This window comes from Candidatus Thiosymbion oneisti, assembly GCF_004359955.1.
GTDB lineage: Bacteria > Pseudomonadota > Gammaproteobacteria > Chromatiales > Chromatiaceae > Thiosymbion > Thiosymbion oneisti.
The window spans coordinates 38,599-60,878 of the sequence record NZ_SMSC01000014.1 but is presented as its reverse complement, the minus strand read 5'-3'; the positions used below and the strand labels follow the sequence as shown (position 1 = coordinate 60,878).

Genomic DNA, 22,280 nt, shown 5'->3' with positions numbered 1-22,280 from the left:
TTACGAAAACTCTATTTTTCTAAGGGGTCCTCATGTTGATTGACAGGAAAGCCTCTCCTTCTAATCTGGAACCCCTCAAGGTAGCTGTTGTTCACCATTGGTTCGTTACTCAGCGGGGAGCCGAAAAAGTTATTGCGTCCTTGTTAAAGCTCTTCCCGCGTGCCGATATCTATACCTTGTTTTTCGAGGAGTCGGTCTGCGGATCGCTCCTGGCGGGCCACCGGGTTTTTACCTCGGCCCTCGATAACCGCTTCGTGCGCCGCCACTACCAGAAGCTGTTTCCTTTGTATCCGCTAGGGATCAAATCCCTGCGGCTACGTGATCGATACGACCTTATCCTATCCTCCGAATCCGGGCCCGCGAAAGGTATCGCTAATCCGTTGGGAATCCCCCATCTGTGCTATATCAATACTCCTATGCGCTACTGCTGGGGCTATACGCAATGTTACCTCGATGCGATGCCAAGGCTGGCCCGGCCCGCGGCGCGTTTTGCCTTCGCGGCCTTGCGCCGTTGGGATCTGACTACGGTGGACAAGGTAGACCACTATGTCGCGAACTCTCGGAATGTGCGCGAACGCGTGCGCCGTTTCTACGGACGGGAGGCGGCGGTGGTCCCGTGCCCAATTCCACTCGACCTGTTCAGCGCAGAGAACTTGGTGCGCGTCCCTCCGCGCGACCGGGTTTACTACCTATCTCTTGGGGCCATTACCCCGTACAAGAACATTGGCCTTCTGGTGGATACCTTCAATTCGAATGGTCGCGAATTAGTCATAGTCGGCGAGGGGAGTGAGCGGTGCCGGCTCATGGCGAGGGCGAAACCCAATATCCGCTTCACAGGTAGACTTCCGTGGGATGAAATCCGACGTTATATCCTCGGCGCAAAGGCATTATTGTTCCCCGGCGAAGAGGATTTCGGGCTGGTTCCATTGGAGGTGATGGCGCATGGTGTGCCCGTAATCGCCCTGGGACGCGGCGGGGCATTGGAGACCGTGATCGAAAACCGGGAAGCGCTGTCGAAGTCCTCCGGACTTTTCTTTCACGAAGCCAGCCGCGCCAGCTTACAGAGCGCGATCGATTCCTTTGAGCAGATCGCGGATCGTTTCGATCCCCTTTGGATTCAATCGCATGTCCGGCAGTTCGGTGAGGATGTCTTCTTGCAGCGGATGAAAGAGGAGGTCGTGAGCTTGCTCAATTCCAGGGCTCGGGACCGGGGCCGTGCAAGCACCTAACGCGCGGTTAACCGGGTAGTTGAGGTAAGACCCCTGGTATCCCGTTTCGCTTGATATTGCAGAAACGCTGCTGGAACCACTTAAGACGGGGAAAAATTCTTTATTCACCACAGAGGCACAGAGAACACAGAGAAAAGAAAGTTTCCTCGGTGTCTTCTCTGTGTCCTTGGTGCCTCTGTGGTGAAACAAACATTCTCCCGCCATCAATGAGCCGATCAGGATTCACCACTTAACGACCCGGTGATTTTGGCGCGGGTGGTTCATCCTCGAAGGTCATCGATTTGCAAAATCAAGTGAAACTAGTGTAGTGCGCTGTAAATAGTAGAACTAACAAAGCCGCTCCTGGTCGGTTGTAGAGAGCCGATGCAGACAAGAGGCAGAGAATGCGAATGGCGCCGCGATCGATTTGACGCCCGACGCGCGCAATCGCCGCTTAAGTTCCAAACAGAATGGCGCACTACACTAGGTACGAGTAGTCCATCAAGCGTCCTTTGATGGACGTTTGAGGGGCTCGATGTGGGCTATTTCATCGCGTTTTGTTGGTTGTCATTTCGACCGGAGGGAGAAATCTTAGAGGCTGTCTAAAAACTAACCTATTGATTTTCTAATGGCATTGACTTTCGGCTGGCTCCCCACGCTCCAGCGTGGGAGCAGCTCCCGACGCTCCAGCGTCGATTAAGTGCCTCGGTAGGCTAACCGCCAACGCCTATCAGTACAGAGGAGCTGAGTCCACTGGAGCGGACAAGACAGGGTTCCCACGCTGGAGCGTGGGAACGAGCGCAAATTTACAGATTTTATGCCCTAAAATCAGTATCTTAATTTTTAGACAGCCTCTAAGCCCCGCGCTCTTCCGGCTCGAGGCCAGCCGCACGCCCGAGGAGGTACTAACCATCCTCCATGCCCTGGTCGAGTGGCTCAAGGCACCGGAGCAAACCGGTCTGCGGCGGGCCTTTACCGTCTAGGAGCCTGTCCGGCTTGCGCATTCGTAGCGAGGGATCAAGGGACCGAGTCAGATTTTCCGCTTGATCTCGCTAAATAGGCCTACTATTCGCCTCGATCAAGCGAAAAATCTGACCGGTCTCCTCGATTCCGCAGTAGAACAGTCGTAAGTCGGACAGGCTCCTAACTCAACCGAGTTTTTCTCCCCAAGCGACTTGTGGGCGTCGAATTTGAGTCCATGACCGATTTGCATGAGGTACACAACATGTTATTTAATCGCGTAGGAAGCTGGATCGACCAATGGAAACGCCAGGGACTGGAGCAGGGCCTGGAACAAGGCCGCCGAGAAACACGTCACCTGTTCACCCGCCAGGCCCGCCGCCGCTTCGGTCCGGCGATCGCTGCGCAGGCCGAATCGCTCTTGACGGCGATTTCCGACCCCCTGCAGCTGGAGGAACTCGGCGATGCACTCCTCTCCTGTCCTGATGGAACCGCTTGGCTGCGCATCCTGCATCAGGCACAGCCCACGCCTTCGACCGGGTCTGTGCCGACAACCACATCGACCATTGCCTGATCACGCCCAGAACCCCGCAGACCAACGGCATGATCGAACACTTCAACGGCCGTATCGCCGACGTCTTGCGCACCACCCGCTTCGACTCCGCCGAGCACTTGGCCGAGACCATCAAACGCTACGTTCAGGTCTATAATCAACACATTCCCCAAAAGGCGTTAGGCCATATTTCCCCCTTTCAGGCGATGAAAAATTGGTACCAAAAACAGCCAAACCTCTTCAAAAAACGTGTCTATAATCTGCCGGGACTTGACAACTAGGTACTAGTCTCAACGAGCTTTTCGACCTAATTCGGGATATCCTGGCCAGTTCTGAGCATGAAGGCCGTTTCTTGCACAAAGAACCGGTTTACCGTGATTTTCGTTCTGGTGATGTACGCCACTCTCTGGCCGATATCAGTAAGGCATCCAATTTACTTGGTATTCACCTAGTCATACCATCGAAGAAGGCCTGAGGGAAACGATGGCTTGGTATGTTAACAACCAGAGCGAAAAATAAAGGCGCGCACCATGTATCACAGTATCCAAAATAGGAAAATTCGCATCGGTATCGTCGGTTGCGGCCGTATTTCGAAAAACCATTTCGGTTCCCTGGAAAAACATGCTGATAACATGGAACTCGTTGCCATTTGCGATAACACTGCCGGCACTTTGGAAAGCCATATCGAAAAATACCAAGTTCCGGGTTACGGTAGCATGGAGCAGATGCTCAATAACGAGCAATTGGACTTGGTTGCGCTTTGCACGCCCAGCGGCACTCATCCCGATCAGGCTGTGCTGGCGGCAAGCCATGGCGTTCATGTGATGACCGAAAAACCCATGGCCACACGTTGGCTGGATGGACGGCGAATGGTCAAGGCCTGTGATGAAGCTGGTGTTCGACTCTTTGTTATCAAGCAAAACCGGTGCAATACCACGCTCCAACTTCTCAAACGTGCTATCGACGAAAAGCGCTTCGGTCGTATCCACATGGTCCATCTAAACGTTTTCTGGACCCGGCCGCAAGAGTATTACGACCAAGCAGCATGGCGTGGTACCTGGGAATTCGATGGTGGCGCTTTCATGAACCAGGCAAGTCACTATGTGGATTTGCTGGATTGGCTAATCGGCCCGATCGACAGGGTTCAGGCCATGATGAGCACGACACGTGATATTGAGGTGGAAGACGCCGGTGTACTAAATATCCAATGGCGCAATGGCGCCTTGGGTTCTATGAGCGTCACCATGCTGACCTACCCGAAGAATCTGGAAGGCTCTATTACCATCTTGGGCGAAAAAGGCACTGTGCGAGTGGGTGGCGTTGCCGTTAACGATATCCAACTTTGGCAATTCGAAGAACCCCGCGACTATGATGCGCAGGTCCAGGCCGCGAATTACGAAACCACGTCGGTCTACGGTTTCGGTCATCCTCTCTACTATAAGAATGTCATTGATGTGTTGCGTGGGGAGGCAGAACCCGAGACCGACGGGCGTGAAGGTCTGAAATCGTTGGAGTTGCTGATTGCTGCCTATCTTTCGGCGCGGGATGGCAAGACCGTTTCTCTACCATTGGAATATTGAGGAAAGATGCGTGTCGGCATTATCGGAGGTGGCATCAATGGCCTCTGTTGTGCTTGGGTTTGTGCTCAAGCCGGACATAAGGTACATTTGTATGAGCGTGGCAAACTGGCGAACGAAACCAGCCGGGCCTCCTCAAAATTGCTCCATGGCGGCCTTCGTTATCTCGAACAGTATGAGTTTCGGCTGGTGCGGGAAGCCCTGAGGGAGCGGGATGCGTGGCTCGAGCGAGTTCCCGAATTGACCGAAACACTACGTTTGGTGATACCCATCTATCGGCGCGCCCGTCGTGGCCGATGGTTGATTGGCTCAGGCCTGTTTCTATATGATCGACTCGCCGGCAAAAGCATCTTACCTTCCGCATGCTGGATAGGGCCGGAGGAGCTGATGCAGCGTGACCCTCATCTACTTAGCGAAGGTTTGATAGGGGGCTATGAATATTCCGATGGCCAAATGGATGACCATCAGTTAGCCCTTTGGGTGGCGGAGCAGGCACGGCAATTGGGAGCGAACCTGTACGAACAAATGGAAGTGTCCAAACTGGATGCCAATGGTACGATTCAAGCGGGATCCTATCGTATAGAATATGACCGCTTGATCAATGTAACCGGTCCTTGGGCTACCGCTTTGTTGGAAAAGAGTGGTCTCTCAACCGACTACAAACTGGATACGGTACGCGGTAGCCACTTGTTGCTTCGTCGGGAATGTCCACAGGCCTATTTGCTGGAAATACCCGATGAGAGACGGATCTTCTTCGTACTGCCGTGGCAGGGTAGTACCTTGGCCGGAACTACGGAGGTTAGACAGCAGCTAACTGATCCCATCACTGTCTCTATAGAAGAAGAGCATTACCTGTTAAGGGCCTATGGCCACTACTTTCCCAAGCAAAATGGGGCAGAGCTTGTTACCGAACGCTATGCTGGGTTGCGGCCCTTACTCTATTCAGCAAGTGATCCAGGTAAAGCGACACGAGAATATGCCATAGAACGCAAGGGCAAGTTGATAAACGTTTTCGGCGGCAAATGGACAACGGCCCATGCCCTCGCTCGGAAAGTTGCCAATCAGATCCAATAATCTAAGAAATAGTATGAACAAGGTATTTATTCATCAAACAGCCATCGTGGACGAAGGCGCTCAAATCGGAGAAGGCTCCCGTATTTGGCAGTGGGTCCACATCTGTGGTGGCGCCAAGATCGGCAAAGGCGTGTCCCTCGGCCAGAACGTCTTTGTCGGCAACAAGGTTGTCATCGGCGATCAGAGCAAGATTCAAAACAACGTCTCGGTTTACGATAACGTAACGCTTGAAGAGGGTGTCTTCTGTGCCCCCAGCATGGTGTTCACCAACGTCTATAACCCACGTTCACTGATCGAAAGGAAGAGTGAATACCAAGATACCCTGGTGAAAAAAGGTGCTACCCTAGGTGCGAATTGCACCATTGTGTGTGGTATTACCATCGGTGAATATGCCTTCATAGGAGCAGGTGCCGTGGTGAATAAAGACGTCAAACCATTTGCCCTCATGGTTGGTGTGCCCGCCAAGCAAATCGGCTGGATGAGCGAATACGGAGAACAGATCGACCTGCCACTCGAAGGCGAGGGTGCATACATATGCCCACACACGGGAAGCCAATACCGGCTTGAGCAGGGCCAGCTCACAAAAAAAGAGAGTCGCATGGAAGAAGGGTTTTAGGTTTTAAGTTTTAGGTTTTAAAGCAAAGCAGGGGGCGTGACATATGGATCTCACAGGTAAAAAGCTCGTACTCGTTGGTGGTGCTGGGCTTATTGGTTCACATACGGTTGATCACCTCATTAAAGAGGATGTCAAAGAGATACTTATTTACGATAACTTCGTGCGTGGTAGCGTAGAAAACCTACATGATGCACTCAAGGATCCTCGTGTGAGGATCTACGATATCGGTGGTGACATCATGCAGACCGATATCTTGCAGTCTGCGTTTGAGGGGGCCGATGGCGTCTTTCACTTTGCCGCCCTCTGGTTGCTCCAGTGTCACGACTATCCCCGCAGCGCCTTTGATGTCAACGTGCGCGGTACCTTCAACGTCATGGAGGCCTGCGTTGCCAAGGGTGTGAAGCGGCTTGTCTCTTCATCCTCTGCATCCGTATACGGCGACGCGATACGAGAGCCCATGGACGAGGAGCACCCCTTCAACAACAAGAATTTCTATGGCGCCACCAAGATTGCCGGTGAGGCCATGTTGCGCGCATTCCACCACCGCTACGGGCTGGATTATGTCGGATTGCGCTACATGAATGTCTACGGCCCACGCCAGGATTATCATGGCGCCTATATTGCCGTCATCATGAAGATGCTGGATGCCATCGACAGGGGAGAGAGTCCCACCATTATGGGCGATGGTTCCGAGGCATTTGACTTCGTTGCGGTAGAGGATTGCGGCTTGGCCAATGTCTGTGCCATGAAAGCGGATGCGACCGATCAAAATTATAATGTGGGAACCGGTGTCAGGACATCTCTCAAAGAGCTGGCCGTGACGCTGCTGGAGCTGACCGGTTGTGATAAACCCATCAACTACGCACCGCGCAGCCAGGCAACACTGGTCAAGAACCGCATTGGCGACCCCAAAAAGGCTGGTGAAGAGATCGATTTTACCGCAACCATCGATTTACGTGAAGGACTCAAGCGTCTTATCGAGTGGCGAGCCAGTCACATTGCGGAGGTTGAACGTCGCCGTCGCGAAGTGGGTCTGGCCTGATGGAAAAACGCACCATTCAGATTGCTCTACCAGTCACGGGTGAGGAGGAGTGGCAGGCGGTTAAAGGGCCAATTATGTCCGGTTGGTTGACCCAAGGCCCCAAGGTGAGCGAATTTGAGAAGAAATTTGCCCGACGGCACGATGCCAAGCACGCCTTGGCCGTCACATCCTGTACCACGGGACTGCATCTGACCCTTGCTGCAATGGGTGTTGGCCCTGGAGACGAGGTGATCGTTCCCGCTTTTACCTGGATCGCGACAGCCAATGTCATACTCTATTGCGGCGCCACGCCGGTATTTGTCGATGTTCGGCGTGACACCTATAACATGGACCCGGCACAGGTCGCAGCAAAGGTAACGGACAAAACCAAGGCCATTATCCCGGTTCACCTGTTTGGTCTGTGTGCCGACATCGATGCCATCAGAGAAGTGATACCCGTGCGGGTCAAGATCATCGAAGATGCAGCCTGTGCCGCCGGCGCCAATTACAAAGGCCGGTGGGCCGGTACGCTGGGTGACGCGGCTTCATTTTCATTCCATCCACGCAAATCCGTAACTACGGGTGAGGGTGGCATGGTAACGACCAATGATGATGAATTGGCCGAGCGCATGAATCAGATGCGCAATCACGGTGCGACCATCTCGGAAGAGCAACGCCACCATGGTCCCAAGCCCTATATCCTTCCGGATTTCAATCTACTGGGCTTCAATTACCGTATGACCGATCTGCAGGGAGCCGTGGGAATCGTCCAGCTTTCCAAACTCGACGCCTTCATCGACGAACGAGCCAAATGGGCTCAATGGTATCGGGAGCAGTTGGCGGATATTGAATGGCTACATCTGCCCCAAGAGCCGGAGAAAGGCCGCCATGGCTGGCAATCATTCGTCACCTACGTCGATCCCGAAAAGGCGCCCATGCCGAGAAATGACATAATGGAAGTCTTGCAGGAGAAAGGTATTTCAACCCGTCCTGGTACTCATGCAGTTCATATGTTGAATATGTACAAAGAGAGATTTGGTATACAGGATTATAATTTTCCAGTTGCTAGAGACTGTTGCAATAACACCATGGCAATCCCATTACATAACCGGATATCGATGGAAGATTATGAATATATAGCTCAATGTATAAATGGGCTGGATCTATGATTGATAAGCCATGGCGTGGTGATGAATAATATGAACCTTTCCGAAATTTTTTCTCAGGAACACCCAATGGTTGATGGCGTGTTCATTGCCTCTGATATTAGTGAACATGAAAATCAAATTCAGACGAATGAAGCGTTTAGCGAAAAATGGTTAAAATACAATAATGAAGAAAATGAAAAACAGGAGCGGTTGTTTGAGTTTCAGCGTAACTGGTATCTTAAATTATATGGTTTCCAATCAGAAGAGGAATTGAAGCAGTATTTGGAAAAACAGTCTGTAGTGTTAGATGCTGGCTGTGGTCTTGGATATAAGGCAAAATGGTTTGCTGATCTAAGTCCTGGAACATTAATTATTGGCATGGACTATTCTGATGCAGTGTTTGCTGCAAAGCAGAAATATACAAATACCGAAAATCTTGTGTTCGTTAAAGGGGATATCGCAGATACGAAAATAATTGATGGAGTAGTTTCATATGTGAGTTGTGATCAGGTGCTTCATCACACTGAAGACCCACAAGAAACGATATATGAGCTATATCGAATCCTATGCGAGGGAGGAGAGCTGGCTGTATATGTATATGCAAAGAAGGCTCTGCCAAGAGAATTGCTAGACAGCTATTTTAGAAAACGAACGAAAAATATATCAAGTAATGAGATGTGGAAGCTCAGTGAACAACTCACTGAACTAGGAAAAAGACTGTCTGAGATGAGGAAGGATTTTGACGTACCGGATATACCTCTTCTGGGAATAAAAGGTGGGAGGATGAGTGTTCAGAGATTTCTTTATTGGAATTTTATTAAGTGTTTTTGGAATGCCAATTTGGGTTGGGAAACATCTGTGTCAACAAATTATGATTGGTATGCACCTTCAAATGCTGAACGATATAGCCAAGAAGAGTTTCTGATGATGTTGTCAAATGTTGGATTACGACAAGAGTTTATCCATACCGAGGAAGCTTGTCATAGTGGTAGATTTGTGAAGGATTGAATTGTTGTGTGCGGCATAACAGGAATTATTGAATTAGATGGGTCTCCCGTTTCCCCAGTAGTTCTGAAAAAAATGACTGACGCTATTGCACACCGAGGGCCAGATTGTGAAGGTCACTGGATTGAATGTAATGTGGGGTTGGGTCATCGTCGTCTGTCAATAATTGATCTATCTCCAGCAGGTCATCAGCCCATGATTAGTGCTGATCATCGCTATGTTCTTAGTTATAACGGTGAAATCTACAATTTTCGTGAATTGAGATCAGAATTGGAGGCAAAGGGCTACTGGTTTCGTTCAAAAACCGACAGTGAAGTCGTGCTCTATGCCCTGGCCCAATGGGGCGCCGACGCCCTGCTCAAATTCAATGGCATGTTCGCCCTGGCCTTCTGGGACCGAAAGGAAAAGACACTGTTCCTGGCCAGAGACCGCTACGGCATAAAACCGCTTTACTACAGCCAACAAGGCAACACCTTCGCCTTCGGCTCCGAACAAAAGGCGATCCTTGCCCGACCCGAATTCAAACGAAAGCTAAACAAACCGGCCCTGCTGGAATACTTCACCTTCCAAAATATCTTCACCGACCAAACCCTGCTGGAAGACATCCACCTGTTGCCTGCCGGCCACCACGCCACCCTGAATCTCAACAACCTAAAACCTAACAACTTAAAACTTAAAACCTACTACGACTACCGCTTCCGCGAACTCGACCACCCCGTCGACAAGCGCGAATACCTGGAAGAACTCGACTGCCTCTTCCGTCAAGCCGTAAATCGCCAACTGGTGAGCGATGTGGAAGTAGGCGCCTATCTCAGCGGAGGTATGGACAGTGGCTCCATCACCGCCATTGCTGCACAGTCGTTTCCAAACCTGAAAACCTTTACCTGTGGTTTTGATCTGAGCTCCGCCTCGGGGATCGAACTATCCTTCGATGAACGGACCAAGGCCGAAGCCATGTCGGCCAGATTCAAGACCGAGCACTACGAAATGGTGCTAAAGGCCGGAGACATGGAGCGCTGCCTGCCGAAACTGGCATGGCATCTGGAAGAGCCTCGCGTTGGTCAGAGTTACCCCAATTACTACGTGGCTCAACTGGCCAGTAAATTCGTCAAGGTGGTTCTCTCCGGTAGCGGTGGCGATGAACTTTTTGGTGGCTATCCTTGGCGATATTACCGTGCGGTCATTAACCAGGATTTCGAACACTACATCGATCAGTACTACCTCTATTGGCAACGCCTGGTAGACAATCGTTATTTGAAACAAATATTTGCTCCGGTCTGGTCGGAGGTTCAACATGTATGGACAAGAGATATTTTTCGGGATGTGTTTGCAACACATGACAACGCCCTGGAGTGCCCCGAGGACTACATCAATCATTCACTCTATTTCGAGGCAAAAACCTTCCTGCACGGGTTGTTTGTGGTGGAAGACAAACTCAGCATGGCGCATAGCCTGGAAACTCGGGTGCCCTTTATGGACAATGACCTCGTAGACTTTGCAATGTCTTGTCCGATAAACCTAAAACTTAACAACCTAACACTTAATAACCTAGTCCGTATTAACGAAAACGAGCCAGGCGACAAACAAAGCCAGTTCTTCCAGAAGACCAATGACGGCAAACAAATATTGCGCGATATGATGACTCGCTATATTCCGGAAGATATCACTAAAGCGGAAAAACAGGGTTTTTCATCACCGGATGCCAGTTGGTTCAAGGGGGAGAGTATCGAGTTTGTGCGGCGCACGCTGTTGGACAGCCATGCGCAAATATACGATGTGATGGATCGCAAGGTGGTAAGATCCTTGATTGAGCAGCACCTCGGTGGGAAACAAAACCGGCGACTGTTGATCTGGTCACTGCTCAATGTGGAAGCGTGGATGAAGGATTGTCTATGAATCTGAAGGAAGTAACCTATGAACAACGAGACTATAGTCACACCCAACTCTCCGAATTCTTCGGGGGGGGGGACAGCGGCTAGGCGTATCGCCGAGTTGCTTGAGGAGCTCCGGACCTTACGAATGCAGCAACAGACCCTAGTGCAGCAGCGTTGGAACCGGAGCTTGCCTTTTGCCGACTATATTGTCGACCGTTGGGACAAGGCGCGTGAACTAGGTTTCGATGATGGGTGCAGCATCTACGATAGCTCCCTGGTGTTGGGTGATGTATTGGTGGGCAAGAATACGTGGATTGGACCCTTTACCGTATTGGACGGCTCTGGAGGATTGGAGATCGGTGAGAACTGCTCTATCAGTGCAGGCGTGCAGATTTACACCCACGATACGGTGAATTGGGCAACCAGCGGTGGTGAAAAACAGCCGGAGCGTGCTTCTGTCTCCATTGGTAACCGTTGCTATATCGGTCCAAACGTTATCATCAGTAAAGGCATCACCATTGGTGATGGTTGTGTGATCGGAGCGAACAGCCTCGTGAACAAAGACATCCCTGACGGCATGAAGGCTTGGGGTTCTCCCGCACGGCTTCAGGGCGAAGTGCCCCCAAATGGTAAGGACTGAGGGAGAACGTGTTACAAAATCCCGATATCAATCAGGTCGACCTTCGGATCTGTAAACGCTGCATCTATGATGAGCGCGTACCATCTATCCACTTTGATGCTGAAGGTGTATGCAACTATTGCCGGCAGGTGGAAAATCTCATTGAGCAATACGGTACCGGTCAGCCCAAAGGCGAGGCGCTCTTTGTTTCCACACTTGAAGACATCAAGCGTACGGGTAAGGGGAAACCATACGACTGTATCGTTGGTGTGAGCGGTGGTACGGATTCTTCCTACTTGACTTATCTCGCCAAGGAATGGGGCTTGCGACCACTCGCGGTGCATTATGACAACACATGGAACTCCGCCATAGCCACAATGAACATCCACAAGGTTTTAAGTGGATTGGGCGTAGACCTTTATACCCATGTTGTGGCGAACAAGGAGGCAGACGATATCTTTCGCGCTTTTTTTCTCTCGGGGGTAGCAGAGATCGAGGCGGCGACTGATTTGGGTTATGCCTACCTTTTGCGCAAGGTGGCAGCCAAGTATTCCATCAAATATATTCTGGAAGGCCACTCTTTTGTCGAGGAGGGAATTACGCCCCTGGGACGTAATTATTTTGATGGCCGTTACATCCAGGCAGTACATCAGCAATTCGGCCAGATGAGGATTGAAACATACCCGTTGATGACGTTTTCACGGTTTTTAAGATCCGCCCTTTTCCATCGGGTTAAATTTATACGGCCGTTGTGGTATCTCAAATATACGAAAGAAGATGCTAAGACATTCCTTACCGAAAAATATAGCTGGCGTTATTACGGTGGGCATCATCTCGAAAATCGCATGACTGCTTTCTGTCACAGTGTTTATCTGCCACAGAAGTTTGGCAGTGATATGCGCAACAACACCTTGGCAGCTCGGGTGCGTAATGGAACTTTGTCCCGTTCCGAAGCCTGGGCCGAGTACAACACACCGCCACTGATCGAAGACGAATTAGTAAGCTATTTCAAAAAACGACTCGATCTAAGTGATGAGCGGTATGAGCGGGTAATGCAGGCTCCCCCAAAAAACTGGACTGAATATCCCACCTATAAAAAACGTTTCGAGCGTTTGCGCCCGCTCTTTTTCATGCTTGCCAAGGCTAACCTGGTACCAATGAGCTTTTATCTAAAATATTGTTTTCCCGCCAAAGTCCCATCATGATCACCATCGTCAATTACGGCATGGGAAATCTAGGTTCCATGCTCAATATGTTCAAGCGTGTCGGGGTGCAGGCATGCATTGAATCCGATCCAGTTGTTTTGCAAGATGCGGAAAGGTTCGTCCTGCCTGGCGTTGGCGCTTTTGATACCGCAATGCAGCGCATCGATGGTATTCCCGGATTACGAGATGTCCTGGAACACAAGGCCCTCGTTGAGAAGGCACCTGTACTGGGCGTATGTCTGGGCATGCAACTACTAACTCGTTCCAGTGAGGAAGGCGAACTGCCTGGCCTGGGTTGGATACCTGGCGCCACCCACCGCTTTCCTAAGCAGGAAAGTCTCAAAGTGCCCCACATGGGCTGGAACATTGCCCTGCCCACAGCCTCCAAAGCCTCCAATTCTCTTACCGTAAATGCGGGGCCTGAACCACGCTACTACTTCGTGCATTCCTATTTTGTAAAGGTGGACGATCCGGCGCATTCTCTCATGCGTACCTATTACGGCATCGACTTCGATTCCGCCATCGGGCGCGACAATATCTTTGGTGTCCAATTCCACCCCGAGAAGAGCCATCGGTTCGGTGTGCAGCTCCTCAAGAACTTCGCGGAGTTGTAACCATGCTCCGTACCCGAGTAATTCCCGCCCTCCTGCTGCGCGACGAAAGCCTGGTCAAGACCGTGCGCTTCGGTAGATTTACCTATGTAGGCGATCCCTGCAATACGGTAAGAATCTTCAACGAACTTGAAGTTGATGAACTGCTCTTTCTGGATATCACCGCATCAAGGGAGGGACGAGCACCCAACCTGAAGGTGCTGGGCGACATCGCAAATGAGTGTTTCATGCCACTGGGTTACGGCGGTGGCATCCGTTCACTCGATCATGCAAAGGCGGTGTTTGATATCGGATTTGAAAAGGTAGCGGTCAATTCTTATGCGGTGGATAATCCCTCGCTCATCACCGAGATCGCCAGCCACTACGGTAGTCAGGCCGTTATTGCATCCATAGACGTGAAAGCAGGACTGTTTGGTGACTGGTCGGTGCGCACCAAGGGGGGCAAACACAACACTCACCGTGATCCGGTTGAGTGGGCGCAGGAAGTAGAGCGCCTTGGGGCGGGGGAAATCCTGCTGACTTCCATCGATCGAGAAGGTACCTGGGAAGGCTTCGATTTGGAAATGGTAAGGCGTGTTACTGATGCCGTCTTTATCCCCGTAATCGCACATGGCGGTGCTGGCACAGTCGAGCATATCGGCCGCGTCGTGAAGGAAGCCAATGCCTCTGCTGTCGCATTGGGCAGTATGGTGGTCTTTCAAAAAAAGGGAATGGGTGTGTTGGTGAATTTTCCGGATCAAAGGAAATTGCAAGAAATTTTGTAAGACTTTAGCCTTTTGAAAAATCATAGGCAATCTGGCCGCCACATCAAGCCGCCTACTTCTATACATTCCAATTATGCAGTTGGATAGCTCTCCCATCAATGGCTGCTTTGGTCAAAGAAACAACTAACTCGTCAGGCTGACGCCCCTGTAATTCCTGTCCAGAATAGCGTCAGCATGATAGCATGGGTTATTGCTCCATGCTCCGAACGGTTTTGCTGACAGGTCTTACGCACCACTAGTTGTCCAAATGTTTGGCTAGACAGACGCCGGGCATCGACGTTTTCGTTGTTTGAAGGCCGCGGTATCCATCTCTGAACGCTGAACATTGAGGCGCAAGGCGTCTTTCAGCAGGCGCGACAGCCTTTTTTTGGAAGCAGTTGTTTCCCCCATGGAGAAGGAAATATTACGGCTTGTCTTGTCTGACACCAGCGATTTTTCAGAAGGCTAAAGTCTTACGGTGAAAAAATGTTTGCAGAATTTAATTATGATATTTATCAGATAATCACTTTGTTACTGATTGCAATATTGTTAACTTTTGGGTTTTCAATTGTACAATCGATAATATCCGAAAAATCCGGATCGGATCATCCTGTACACCAGTTTTTAAGGAACAGAATCATTGAAAATAGAGGTCGTTTATTCACTACTATACCTAATCTGTTGAATGTTTCTCACTGTGCGGCGTTACCACTATATCTTCACTGGATCATAGCGCGTTTTTCAGTCGGTGCAATTAAGTGGTCAGAACGAATGTTAAATCCTATTGTGAATTCCATTCATACACTTCTCATATTTTGTATTGCCGGAACAGCGACCTTTTTTTCTGAAATCAGTATTGAAGAAGTTACGTGGTCTGCTTTGTTATTTGCGTTGACTCCGCAATTTTATCATGCATTGAGTGCAAGAAATTTTGGCCTCAGTGCACGAGGCACGGGATTGGTATTATTGACAGCTTTTTTTGCTTGTGCGTACCACATGAAGTTTATCCCTTCTACAATACCTTGGTGGGTAGCAACAGCTTTATTTTCCTGGTTGGTGTGGGGGGTTAGCACATTCGCTCAACAAGCATTGTTGTTCATAAGTGTTTTGTTGTTATTTGTGGGCCAATGGCGTCCATTTGCGGGCATGCTACTTGGTGTCGGGTTATTTATTGTGCTTCACCCAAAGTACGCAGTGTATTATTTATGGAACACTTTTTTATTTCTTCGAAGTTATGCTGCAGAGTTAGCTCCTGTTTACATTTTAAAATATAGACCCAGTATATGGAGAGATCTTGTCTATGATATTTGGAAAAAGAAATCAGAGTATGGATGGCGCAAATTCCTATTGTATTCGTACGGGAATTCTGTTTTTATTGTGTTTTTCCTGAATCCATTGGCGGTCTATTCCGTGTTCCACTACTCATACGCATGGGAATGGGAAGGATGGTATTCATATGTCATTTCGATTACTTTTGCTGGGGTTGGTTCTGCAATTGTTACTTCCTTACGTAGCACTCGTTTTCTTGGAGAGCCAGAACGCTATATAGAAGTTGTGACACCATGGGTAACTATCTCGTCTGTGCATATGCTTGTAGAAAACGACGATATTCTAATTATAATTATGATCTTATTTATAATGTTAAATATTTTTCAGATTATTATTAGCTGGAAATTGATGCGTCACGTAACACTTGCCAATGATGAATTACTAGATGTGGAAGAGGCCATTGAGGCGTATTTTGGAGAAAATGTGAGATTTTGCTGTAATAATGAGCAAATAACGAAGTTTTTTTTAAAAAACAAATGGAAATTCGCTTACTATATAGCAACTGGTCAGGAATATGGGGGCTTGACTGTCAATGAAATATATTCACAATTCCCTAATTTGAGTCAATCATCTTGCGAACGTGTTGTTGAAAAATATCGTGTAAATTGTCTCTTACTTGATAGAAATGTTTTTGAAGGTGTTTTTGTTGACCAAAACAAAAATATTTCGCAAATGGAGGTCATTTACAAATCAGATAGATTCTTATTGATTTCTCTGAGATGGATAAAAAGCTATTAGAAGTTAGATGTCATCAATATTTCGCCAGTTTATAATCTATGGAATGGGAGGTGCAGCGAGTCGCATGGCTTCTGTGTTCTTGGTGCCATTGTACACACACTCTCTCAGCCCTCAAGAGTATGGTAAGTTGGAGTTGTCTCTGGCAATTAATGGAATTTTAATAATATTTGCAGGAATGCAAATAGAATCAGCTGTTGCGAGGGAATACATTGAAGCCAAAAAAAAAGGTATTCGTGCTCCAATGGTTGCATCTTCATTCGCTCTCACTTTTGTTGGGGCGTTTTTTTCAATGTCTTTTGTTTCTATTGTTGTGGCCACTGGTATAGCTAATAACTGGATAGATGCAAGTGTATTATTGCTAATTGGATTTTTGACACTGCCATCGCAGTTATTAGGCGTACAATTTGTGATGTTACGCTTTGATGGTAGAGCAACATTCTATGCGTTACTTTCGTTAATTGATGTTGTATTGACGGCAGTATTAAGTCTCCTATTGATCCTCTTTTTTAATGCTGGGGTTTTTGGAGCGTTTGTTGGTATATTAGTATCTAAGGTTATTTGTGTTCTAATCGCTTATCCAAGCACTTTTAGGGGTATAGGCAATCCGATAAATGCGTTAATGGGAATAGATAAGTACTGGTCTTTTCGTTTGCTAGCTTATGGGATACCTTCATTGCCGTCTGTCTTAGTATCATGGGTGCATAACTCCGGGAATAGGCTTATTTTGGCCGGTATTCTAACTATACAGGATGTTGCAATAACTGGTGTGGCTATAAAGGTCGCTGCTATTTTTGGTTTTATCGTCTATAGCTTTAGACTTGCATGGGAGCCATATTCTATATCAATGTTGGAAAAGTTTAAAAGTGATTCTGGATTTTATCGTCGAATTTTAGAATGGTATTCTGTGGTGATGTTCATGTTGGCAGTAATTTTATGCGCAATAGCTCCATGGGTCGTCGCATTTTTTGCACCTACTAAATACTCAGAGGCCGCGAGTATAGTCGTTTTTGCTTTGGTTGCACATTACTGGGTTGGAGTAACTCATATTACAATTATTGGTGTACAAGGATCACGAAAAACCTATTATCTCCTACCTGTATTTGGAGGAGGAGCGGGTATAAATATTGTTGTATTGTTTTCCACTGTATTAATGCTAGGCGCAGTTTCGGCGGGGTTAGGGTTGTTGATTGGTTCAATATCCACTTCAATGTTTGCAGCAATTATAAGCAATAAAGTTTACGGAACAGAATTCAGAAGTAAGTTGCTGTTGTCAATGTTTTCGATATCTATAATAACACCCACTTCTCTATGGTATGTAATGGATGTGTACGGTAATCCTTCGTTAATAAATTCTGGGGTTTTATATTGGGTTGGAGTGAATGGAGTGATTTTAGCCATTGGCTTGTTGGTATTGTCGATAGGTTTAGGGTGGTGTCGGAGTAAAGAAATGGTTTCTATTGTGGGCAGTTATTTAAGACTGATCGCTGTTAATAATAGATGGTGAAATTACAATGGATATGTTAACGGCAATTATGTTTATATCAATTTGCGTATATGCGCTAACAACAAACTCAGATCTGTGTTCGCCAACAAAACTCTATTTAGTGCATTTCTTGGTATTCTATTTGGGTGCATGGACCTCGCCCCAAGGTATAGAAATATGGCTGTTAATGAATATCACTTTGATGGTGGGATTATTTAGTGCGATAATTGAGGGTCATAAACACACAAAGAAATTAATGCCAAACAATGCTAAAAAGGCATTAGAAAAAGATAAGTTTACTTTTTGGATATGGCTGTTTACATTACCCGCACTGGCTGCAAGGCTTTATCTAGTTTATTTATTTGGGGGGATTGAGGGATATGCTGATGTGTTGCCTTTTAGAGTAATAGAATTCCGTGGGCTGGGTTGGCTGACAAGTGTTGCAAATACGCACCTTGTTGTTAATTTGGTTTATTTTGCGGTTGGCGTTACAGGGTCAAGAAATAAAAAATGGTGGACTGGATATGCGATACACTTTTTTTTATTTGTAATATTTGGATTACTTTCTGGATCACGCACAGGAGTATTAATTATATTGCCATTGTTAATGTATCTAGTACATTATCTTAAAAGAAGAGTGTCAATTACGTTTTTTGTAGTTGTTGCATTACTGAGCATTGTTTCAGCCATAATAATGGGCGTGGTAAGGAAAACTTACTCTTACCATGATGGGCAGCTTAATCTTGGGCTGGAGGATAAGGTAATTTCATTTTTTGATGCAGAGGGTTTTAGGTATGGAATATTGCCTTTAAAGATATTATTGTCCGAGGGTCTAAAGGAACTGCAGCTTGGTACAACATTTGCGACAATTTTTACAAATGCAATACCAAGATATATATATCCGGAAAAGCCAGATACTGGAGGTGTTGTTTTTACAAAACTATATACGGGGGATGCGTGGTTAGGGGCATCGAATTTGACGCCCACTTTTCTTGGAGAATGGGTGATTAACTTTGGGTGGGGGTTTGGTGTCGTTTTTTTTGTGGTTAGTTACTCATGGATTATGTTGATGATGATAAAACAATATAAAAGGAATCTTTACAAATGGACGGAAAATATAAATAGAAAATCTGCTTTTGATGCTACGATGTATATCGTTTTATTGTGGTCGATGGTCGCGTTAATGGTGGGTGAGTCTACTAACGTCATTGTGAGAATGTTTGTTGAAAAAATTATTCCACTAGCCGCGATGCGTGTATTTTTTTTATCGAAATTCAAATATTAAAGGATTTTATATGTAGTATAAAACCGCAAAATTCCCCATACATAAAGAAAACTCTTATGTGGTTGGGGTCGATGCTACAAATCTCCGGCACGGCGGAGGACGAACACGTCTGATTGAATTAGTTCATGCCGCGAATCCTACTATACATGGTTTTTCAAGAGTTGTAGTTTGGGGGAGTCGAACGGCGCTAAACATGATAAATGATCGCCCATCTCGGGCGAGATTGAGGTCGATGAGTCTTATTTTGGTGCCCGGCGTGTTCGCGGGAAGAAAGGCCGCGGAGCAGGCGGTAAAACGATCGTCTTCGGGATCCTGGAACGCCAGGGGAAAGTCTACACGGAGATCGTCCCGGATGCCTCCAAAAAGCAGCTACAGGCTGTGCTCCAGGGCAAGGTAGCCCTCGATAGCATCATCCACTCGGACGGCTGAAGGGGCTACCATGGGCTGGTGGATGTGGGCTACGAGAAACACCTCCGGGTACGTCATGGCAGAGAATGAATTTGCCCGCGGTAATTGCCATATCAATGGCATTGAATCATTTTGGTCATATGCCAAACGAAGGCTTGCTAAATTCAATGGTGTTCCCAAACATACGTTTCATCTGCACCTCAAAGAATGTGAGTTCAGATTTAATCACCGAGAAGAAAACCTCTGTGATACAATACTGACTCTGCTGAGAGAAAATCCACTCTAAAGCTATCTAGACCCAATTGAATACACATTGTGATGCGCTCTGCACTATACGCGGAATTCACGACGAACGTCTTTCTCAGATATCGAGAAGACACTAGTGAATCAATGAGGAGAAAGCATGAAAAAGAGAAATGCTCAAAAAAAGAAAGAATTCACCTGAGCCAACGATTGTTTTAATGAACTGCCTCTCCTCCGTTAGCGGCGGGGCGGTGTCCTACCTGCGCAACCTTTCGCCCCTGCTGTTGGCCCGGTTTAAGGCATCGCTGGGCGAACACAAGCTCATTTTTCTGGCGCATGAATCCCAATGGGAGCTGTTCGCTGGTGTGCCGGACGGGCATTGCCACTGGATCGGCGGCACGCGGCCAACGGGATGGCGACGTGTGGTGTGGGAGTGCCGCAATCTCGATCGCATAGTCAACGAAACGGGGGCCGAGGTCCTGTTCACGCCCTATCAAATCGCTACCTCCGTCAGTGGTGTGAAGCAGGTGCTCATGCTGCGCAATATGGAACCCTTTCTGTTCGGGCGGTATCGCTATAGTTGGAACACTGCGCTCAGAAACCGACTGCTCGCCAGGAGCTCCCGCCAGTCCCTGCGCTGCGCTGACCGGATCATCGCGGTGTCGGCTTTTGCGCGTGACTATCTGGTCGACGAACTGGACATCACGCCCGATCGCATCCGCTCCGTCTATCATGGTCGATCTGAAGCATTGGCTGAGCGAGGCGATGCGGAATGGGACCGCTCGCTGCTTGCCGACCTCGGCGTCAACGGGCGATTCGTCCTCACGTGCGGATCGCTTCTCCCCTATCGGCGCTGTGAAGATGTCATCCGCGCTTTCGACGCGATCGCACGCAAGCTCCCGGATGGCATGCAACTAGTCATCGCGGGCTCCGGCACCGACCAGCGCTATGGTGCGCTCGTTCGCGAGACCATCGCGAAGGCGTCCGCACGTTCTCGGATTCTGCTCGCTAGCCATGTTGCCTGGGACAAGATGAAAGCGCTTTATCGGCAGTGCGATGCCTGCGTCATCGCCACCGAGATCGAGGCCTGTCCCAATATCGCCATAGAAGCCATGACGGCCGGCTGCGCCATCATAGCCAACGACAAACCGCCGCTTCCTGAAATGTTCGATACCGCCTCCCACTCCTATCGGGCCCGTGACATATCGCATCTGGCCGAGGGGATGGCGCAGGTGATAAGGGATGAGCAACTTCGCGAGACGCTGAGGGCGCGTTCACTGAAGCGTGCCGAACATTTTTCCTGGGCAACATGCGCCGACGAAACCTACGCCGCGCTCACCGACTGGTCGTAACTGAAGAGATAGAAACCTGAATGGACTACACAACACAATCCCTCGGCTTCAAGATCAAGAAGACCCTTCGCTATGTCCGCCTGTATGGCGTCAAACGCACCTTGATGAAGGTCAAAGGGCAGTATCACATGAAGAAGGCCTACGAGACCCTGCCCGACCTGTCGGCAGCTGGCGACCACAAGGGGCGGATCGGCCTCATCGGTTGCGGCAACCATGCATTCAGCAACATCGCCTACTATCTCGATAAGAAGAGCAAGGGCGCCATTCGCGCCTGCATGGACAAGGATATCGCCAAAGCCGCCTCCCTTTATAAAAGGTTCGGTCTGCAATACTACACGGACGATGCCGCGAAGATCGTCTCCGATCCTGACATCGCACTGGTTTATATCGCGTCAAATCATGCCTCGCATGCGGAATATGCCATCGACTGCATCAAGGCAGGAAAACACGTCCATATTGAAAAGCCGCATATCGTGAACCGCGACCAACTGGATCGCCTGATGACCGCTATGCAGGCGCACCCGGAGGCGAAAGTCTATCTCGGCTTTAACCGGCCGCGCAGTAAGCTATTTCGAAAACTGCAGGATTTCCTGGCGCGGCAGTCTGGTCCGCTGATGATTAACTGGTTCATTGCCGGTCACGAGATCCCCGACGATCACTGGTATTTCGACGAGGCCGAAGGCGGCCGCGTGCTCGGCAATCTCTGCCACTGGACGGACCTGATGCTGCATCTTGTGGGATTGGAAAACGCGTTCCCGTGCTCCATCGTTCCGGCGACGCCGGAGAACGCCAAATCCGACTTCGTCGTCTCGGTGATGTTCGCCGACCGCTCCTGCGCCTCGATCACGTTTTCTGCCAAGGGGCATACCTTCGAGGGTGTACGCGAGGTGCTCAACCTGCATAAGGGGGACATTCTGGCAAATCTGTCTGACTTTCATAGACTCTCAATCGATGTAGTGCAGAAACGATACCGATTTTCATCTTTTTATCGCGATCACGGTCACGAAGCCAATATTGTGAATTCTTATCAAAGTGTTAAGGATAAAACTTCTTCCGGAGAAAATATCCACTATGTCAGAGCAACAGCACTGTTTTTCTTAGCGATAAAAGACGCAATTGATACGGGTAGGGCCGTTGAGCTTTCATTGTAAGCACCGAGATAGCCGATTGTCTCAAAGAAGGAAAAAGCTGTGAAACAAATCCTCCAATCCCTTAAGACCGGCGTCAC

Annotated in this window: 18 protein-coding genes and 2 pseudogenes; all 20 read left to right on the top strand. The window is 48.6% G+C overall.

Annotation, left to right across the window (positions count from 1 at the left end; genetic code table 11):
• Positions 1–32 precede the first annotated feature (32 nt).
• The 20 genes and pseudogenes from E1958_RS09720 to E1958_RS09620 all read left to right on the top strand — a co-directional run bounded on the left by E1958_RS09720 (position 33) and on the right by E1958_RS09620 (position 22,203).
• On the top strand, positions 33–1,229 hold the full coding sequence (locus E1958_RS09720) for a glycosyltransferase (protein WP_133511711.1): 1,197 nt from the start codon (positions 33–35) through the stop codon (positions 1,227–1,229).
• A 1,204-nt stretch (positions 1,230–2,433) separates the two neighbouring features.
• A complete protein-coding gene (locus tag E1958_RS09710) occupies positions 2,434–2,742 on the top strand; it encodes a DUF4351 domain-containing protein (RefSeq protein WP_243448271.1) in 309 nt (102 codons plus the stop codon).
• Positions 2,694–3,002: pseudogene (locus E1958_RS09705) on the top strand (integrase core domain-containing protein); the annotation flags it as partial. The gene E1958_RS09710 and the pseudogene E1958_RS09705, both read left to right, overlap by 49 nt.
• Before the next feature lie 249 nt (positions 3,003–3,251).
• The gene (locus E1958_RS09700) at positions 3,252–4,301 is read left to right on the top strand and encodes a Gfo/Idh/MocA family protein (protein WP_133511710.1); all 1,050 of its coding nucleotides are present in this window, start codon (positions 3,252–3,254) and stop codon (positions 4,299–4,301) included.
• A gap of 6 nt (positions 4,302–4,307) precedes the next feature.
• Positions 4,308–5,372, top strand: a complete 1,065-nt coding sequence (locus E1958_RS09695; RefSeq protein WP_133511709.1) for a glycerol-3-phosphate dehydrogenase/oxidase — start codon at positions 4,308–4,310, stop codon at positions 5,370–5,372.
• A gap of 13 nt (positions 5,373–5,385) precedes the next feature.
• Complete coding sequence (locus E1958_RS09690; RefSeq protein ID WP_133511708.1) at positions 5,386–5,988, top strand: acyltransferase; 603 nt, start codon at positions 5,386–5,388, stop codon at positions 5,986–5,988.
• A 43-nt stretch (positions 5,989–6,031) separates the two neighbouring features.
• Positions 6,032–7,030 (top strand): NAD-dependent epimerase/dehydratase family protein, encoded by a 999-nt coding sequence (locus tag E1958_RS09685; RefSeq protein WP_133511707.1) that lies wholly within the window; start codon positions 6,032–6,034, stop codon positions 7,028–7,030.
• Complete coding sequence (locus tag E1958_RS09680) at positions 7,030–8,178, top strand: DegT/DnrJ/EryC1/StrS family aminotransferase (protein ID WP_133511706.1); 1,149 nt, start codon at positions 7,030–7,032, stop codon at positions 8,176–8,178. The genes E1958_RS09685 and E1958_RS09680 overlap by 1 nt, the downstream gene beginning before the upstream one ends.
• 30 nt (positions 8,179–8,208) lie before the next feature.
• Positions 8,209–9,165, top strand: coding sequence for a class I SAM-dependent methyltransferase (locus E1958_RS09675; RefSeq protein WP_165741498.1), 957 nt, complete (start codon positions 8,209–8,211; stop codon positions 9,163–9,165).
• Between the two features lie 6 nt (positions 9,166–9,171).
• The gene (gene asnB / locus E1958_RS09670) at positions 9,172–11,058 is read left to right on the top strand and encodes an asparagine synthase (glutamine-hydrolyzing) (RefSeq protein WP_133511704.1); all 1,887 of its coding nucleotides are present in this window, start codon (positions 9,172–9,174) and stop codon (positions 11,056–11,058) included.
• Between the two features lie 123 nt (positions 11,059–11,181).
• Positions 11,182–11,676 (top strand): acyltransferase, encoded by a 495-nt coding sequence (locus E1958_RS09665; protein ID WP_207787538.1) that lies wholly within the window; start codon positions 11,182–11,184, stop codon positions 11,674–11,676.
• An 8-nt stretch (positions 11,677–11,684) separates the two neighbouring features.
• Complete coding sequence (locus tag E1958_RS09660; RefSeq protein ID WP_133511702.1) at positions 11,685–12,860, top strand: N-acetyl sugar amidotransferase; 1,176 nt, start codon at positions 11,685–11,687, stop codon at positions 12,858–12,860.
• Positions 12,857–13,474, top strand: coding sequence for an imidazole glycerol phosphate synthase subunit HisH (gene hisH, locus E1958_RS09655; protein WP_133511701.1), 618 nt, complete (start codon positions 12,857–12,859; stop codon positions 13,472–13,474). Before E1958_RS09660 ends, hisH begins: the two co-directional genes overlap by 4 nt.
• Before the next feature lie 2 nt (positions 13,475–13,476).
• Positions 13,477–14,235, top strand: a complete 759-nt coding sequence (locus E1958_RS09650) for an AglZ/HisF2 family acetamidino modification protein (protein ID WP_133511700.1) — start codon at positions 13,477–13,479, stop codon at positions 14,233–14,235.
• 465 nt (positions 14,236–14,700) lie between these two features.
• Entirely contained in the window at positions 14,701–16,281 is a 1,581-nt protein-coding gene (locus E1958_RS09645; protein ID WP_133511699.1) for a hypothetical protein, read from the top strand.
• A 7-nt stretch (positions 16,282–16,288) separates the two neighbouring features.
• Positions 16,289–17,785, top strand: a complete 1,497-nt coding sequence (locus E1958_RS09640; protein ID WP_133511698.1) for a lipopolysaccharide biosynthesis protein — start codon at positions 16,289–16,291, stop codon at positions 17,783–17,785.
• A 7-nt stretch (positions 17,786–17,792) separates the two neighbouring features.
• A complete protein-coding gene (locus tag E1958_RS09635; RefSeq protein ID WP_133511697.1) occupies positions 17,793–19,049 on the top strand; it encodes an O-antigen polymerase in 1,257 nt (418 codons plus the stop codon).
• Positions 19,050–19,253: 204 nt separating this feature from the next.
• Positions 19,254–19,743: pseudogene (locus tag E1958_RS09630) on the top strand (IS1595 family transposase); the annotation flags it as partial.
• A gap of 130 nt (positions 19,744–19,873) precedes the next feature.
• Complete coding sequence (locus E1958_RS09625; protein ID WP_133511696.1) at positions 19,874–21,052, top strand: glycosyltransferase; 1,179 nt, start codon at positions 19,874–19,876, stop codon at positions 21,050–21,052.
• 20 nt (positions 21,053–21,072) lie between these two features.
• A complete protein-coding gene (locus E1958_RS09620) occupies positions 21,073–22,203 on the top strand; it encodes a Gfo/Idh/MocA family protein (protein WP_133511695.1) in 1,131 nt (376 codons plus the stop codon).
• Positions 22,204–22,280: the final 77 nt, after the last annotated feature.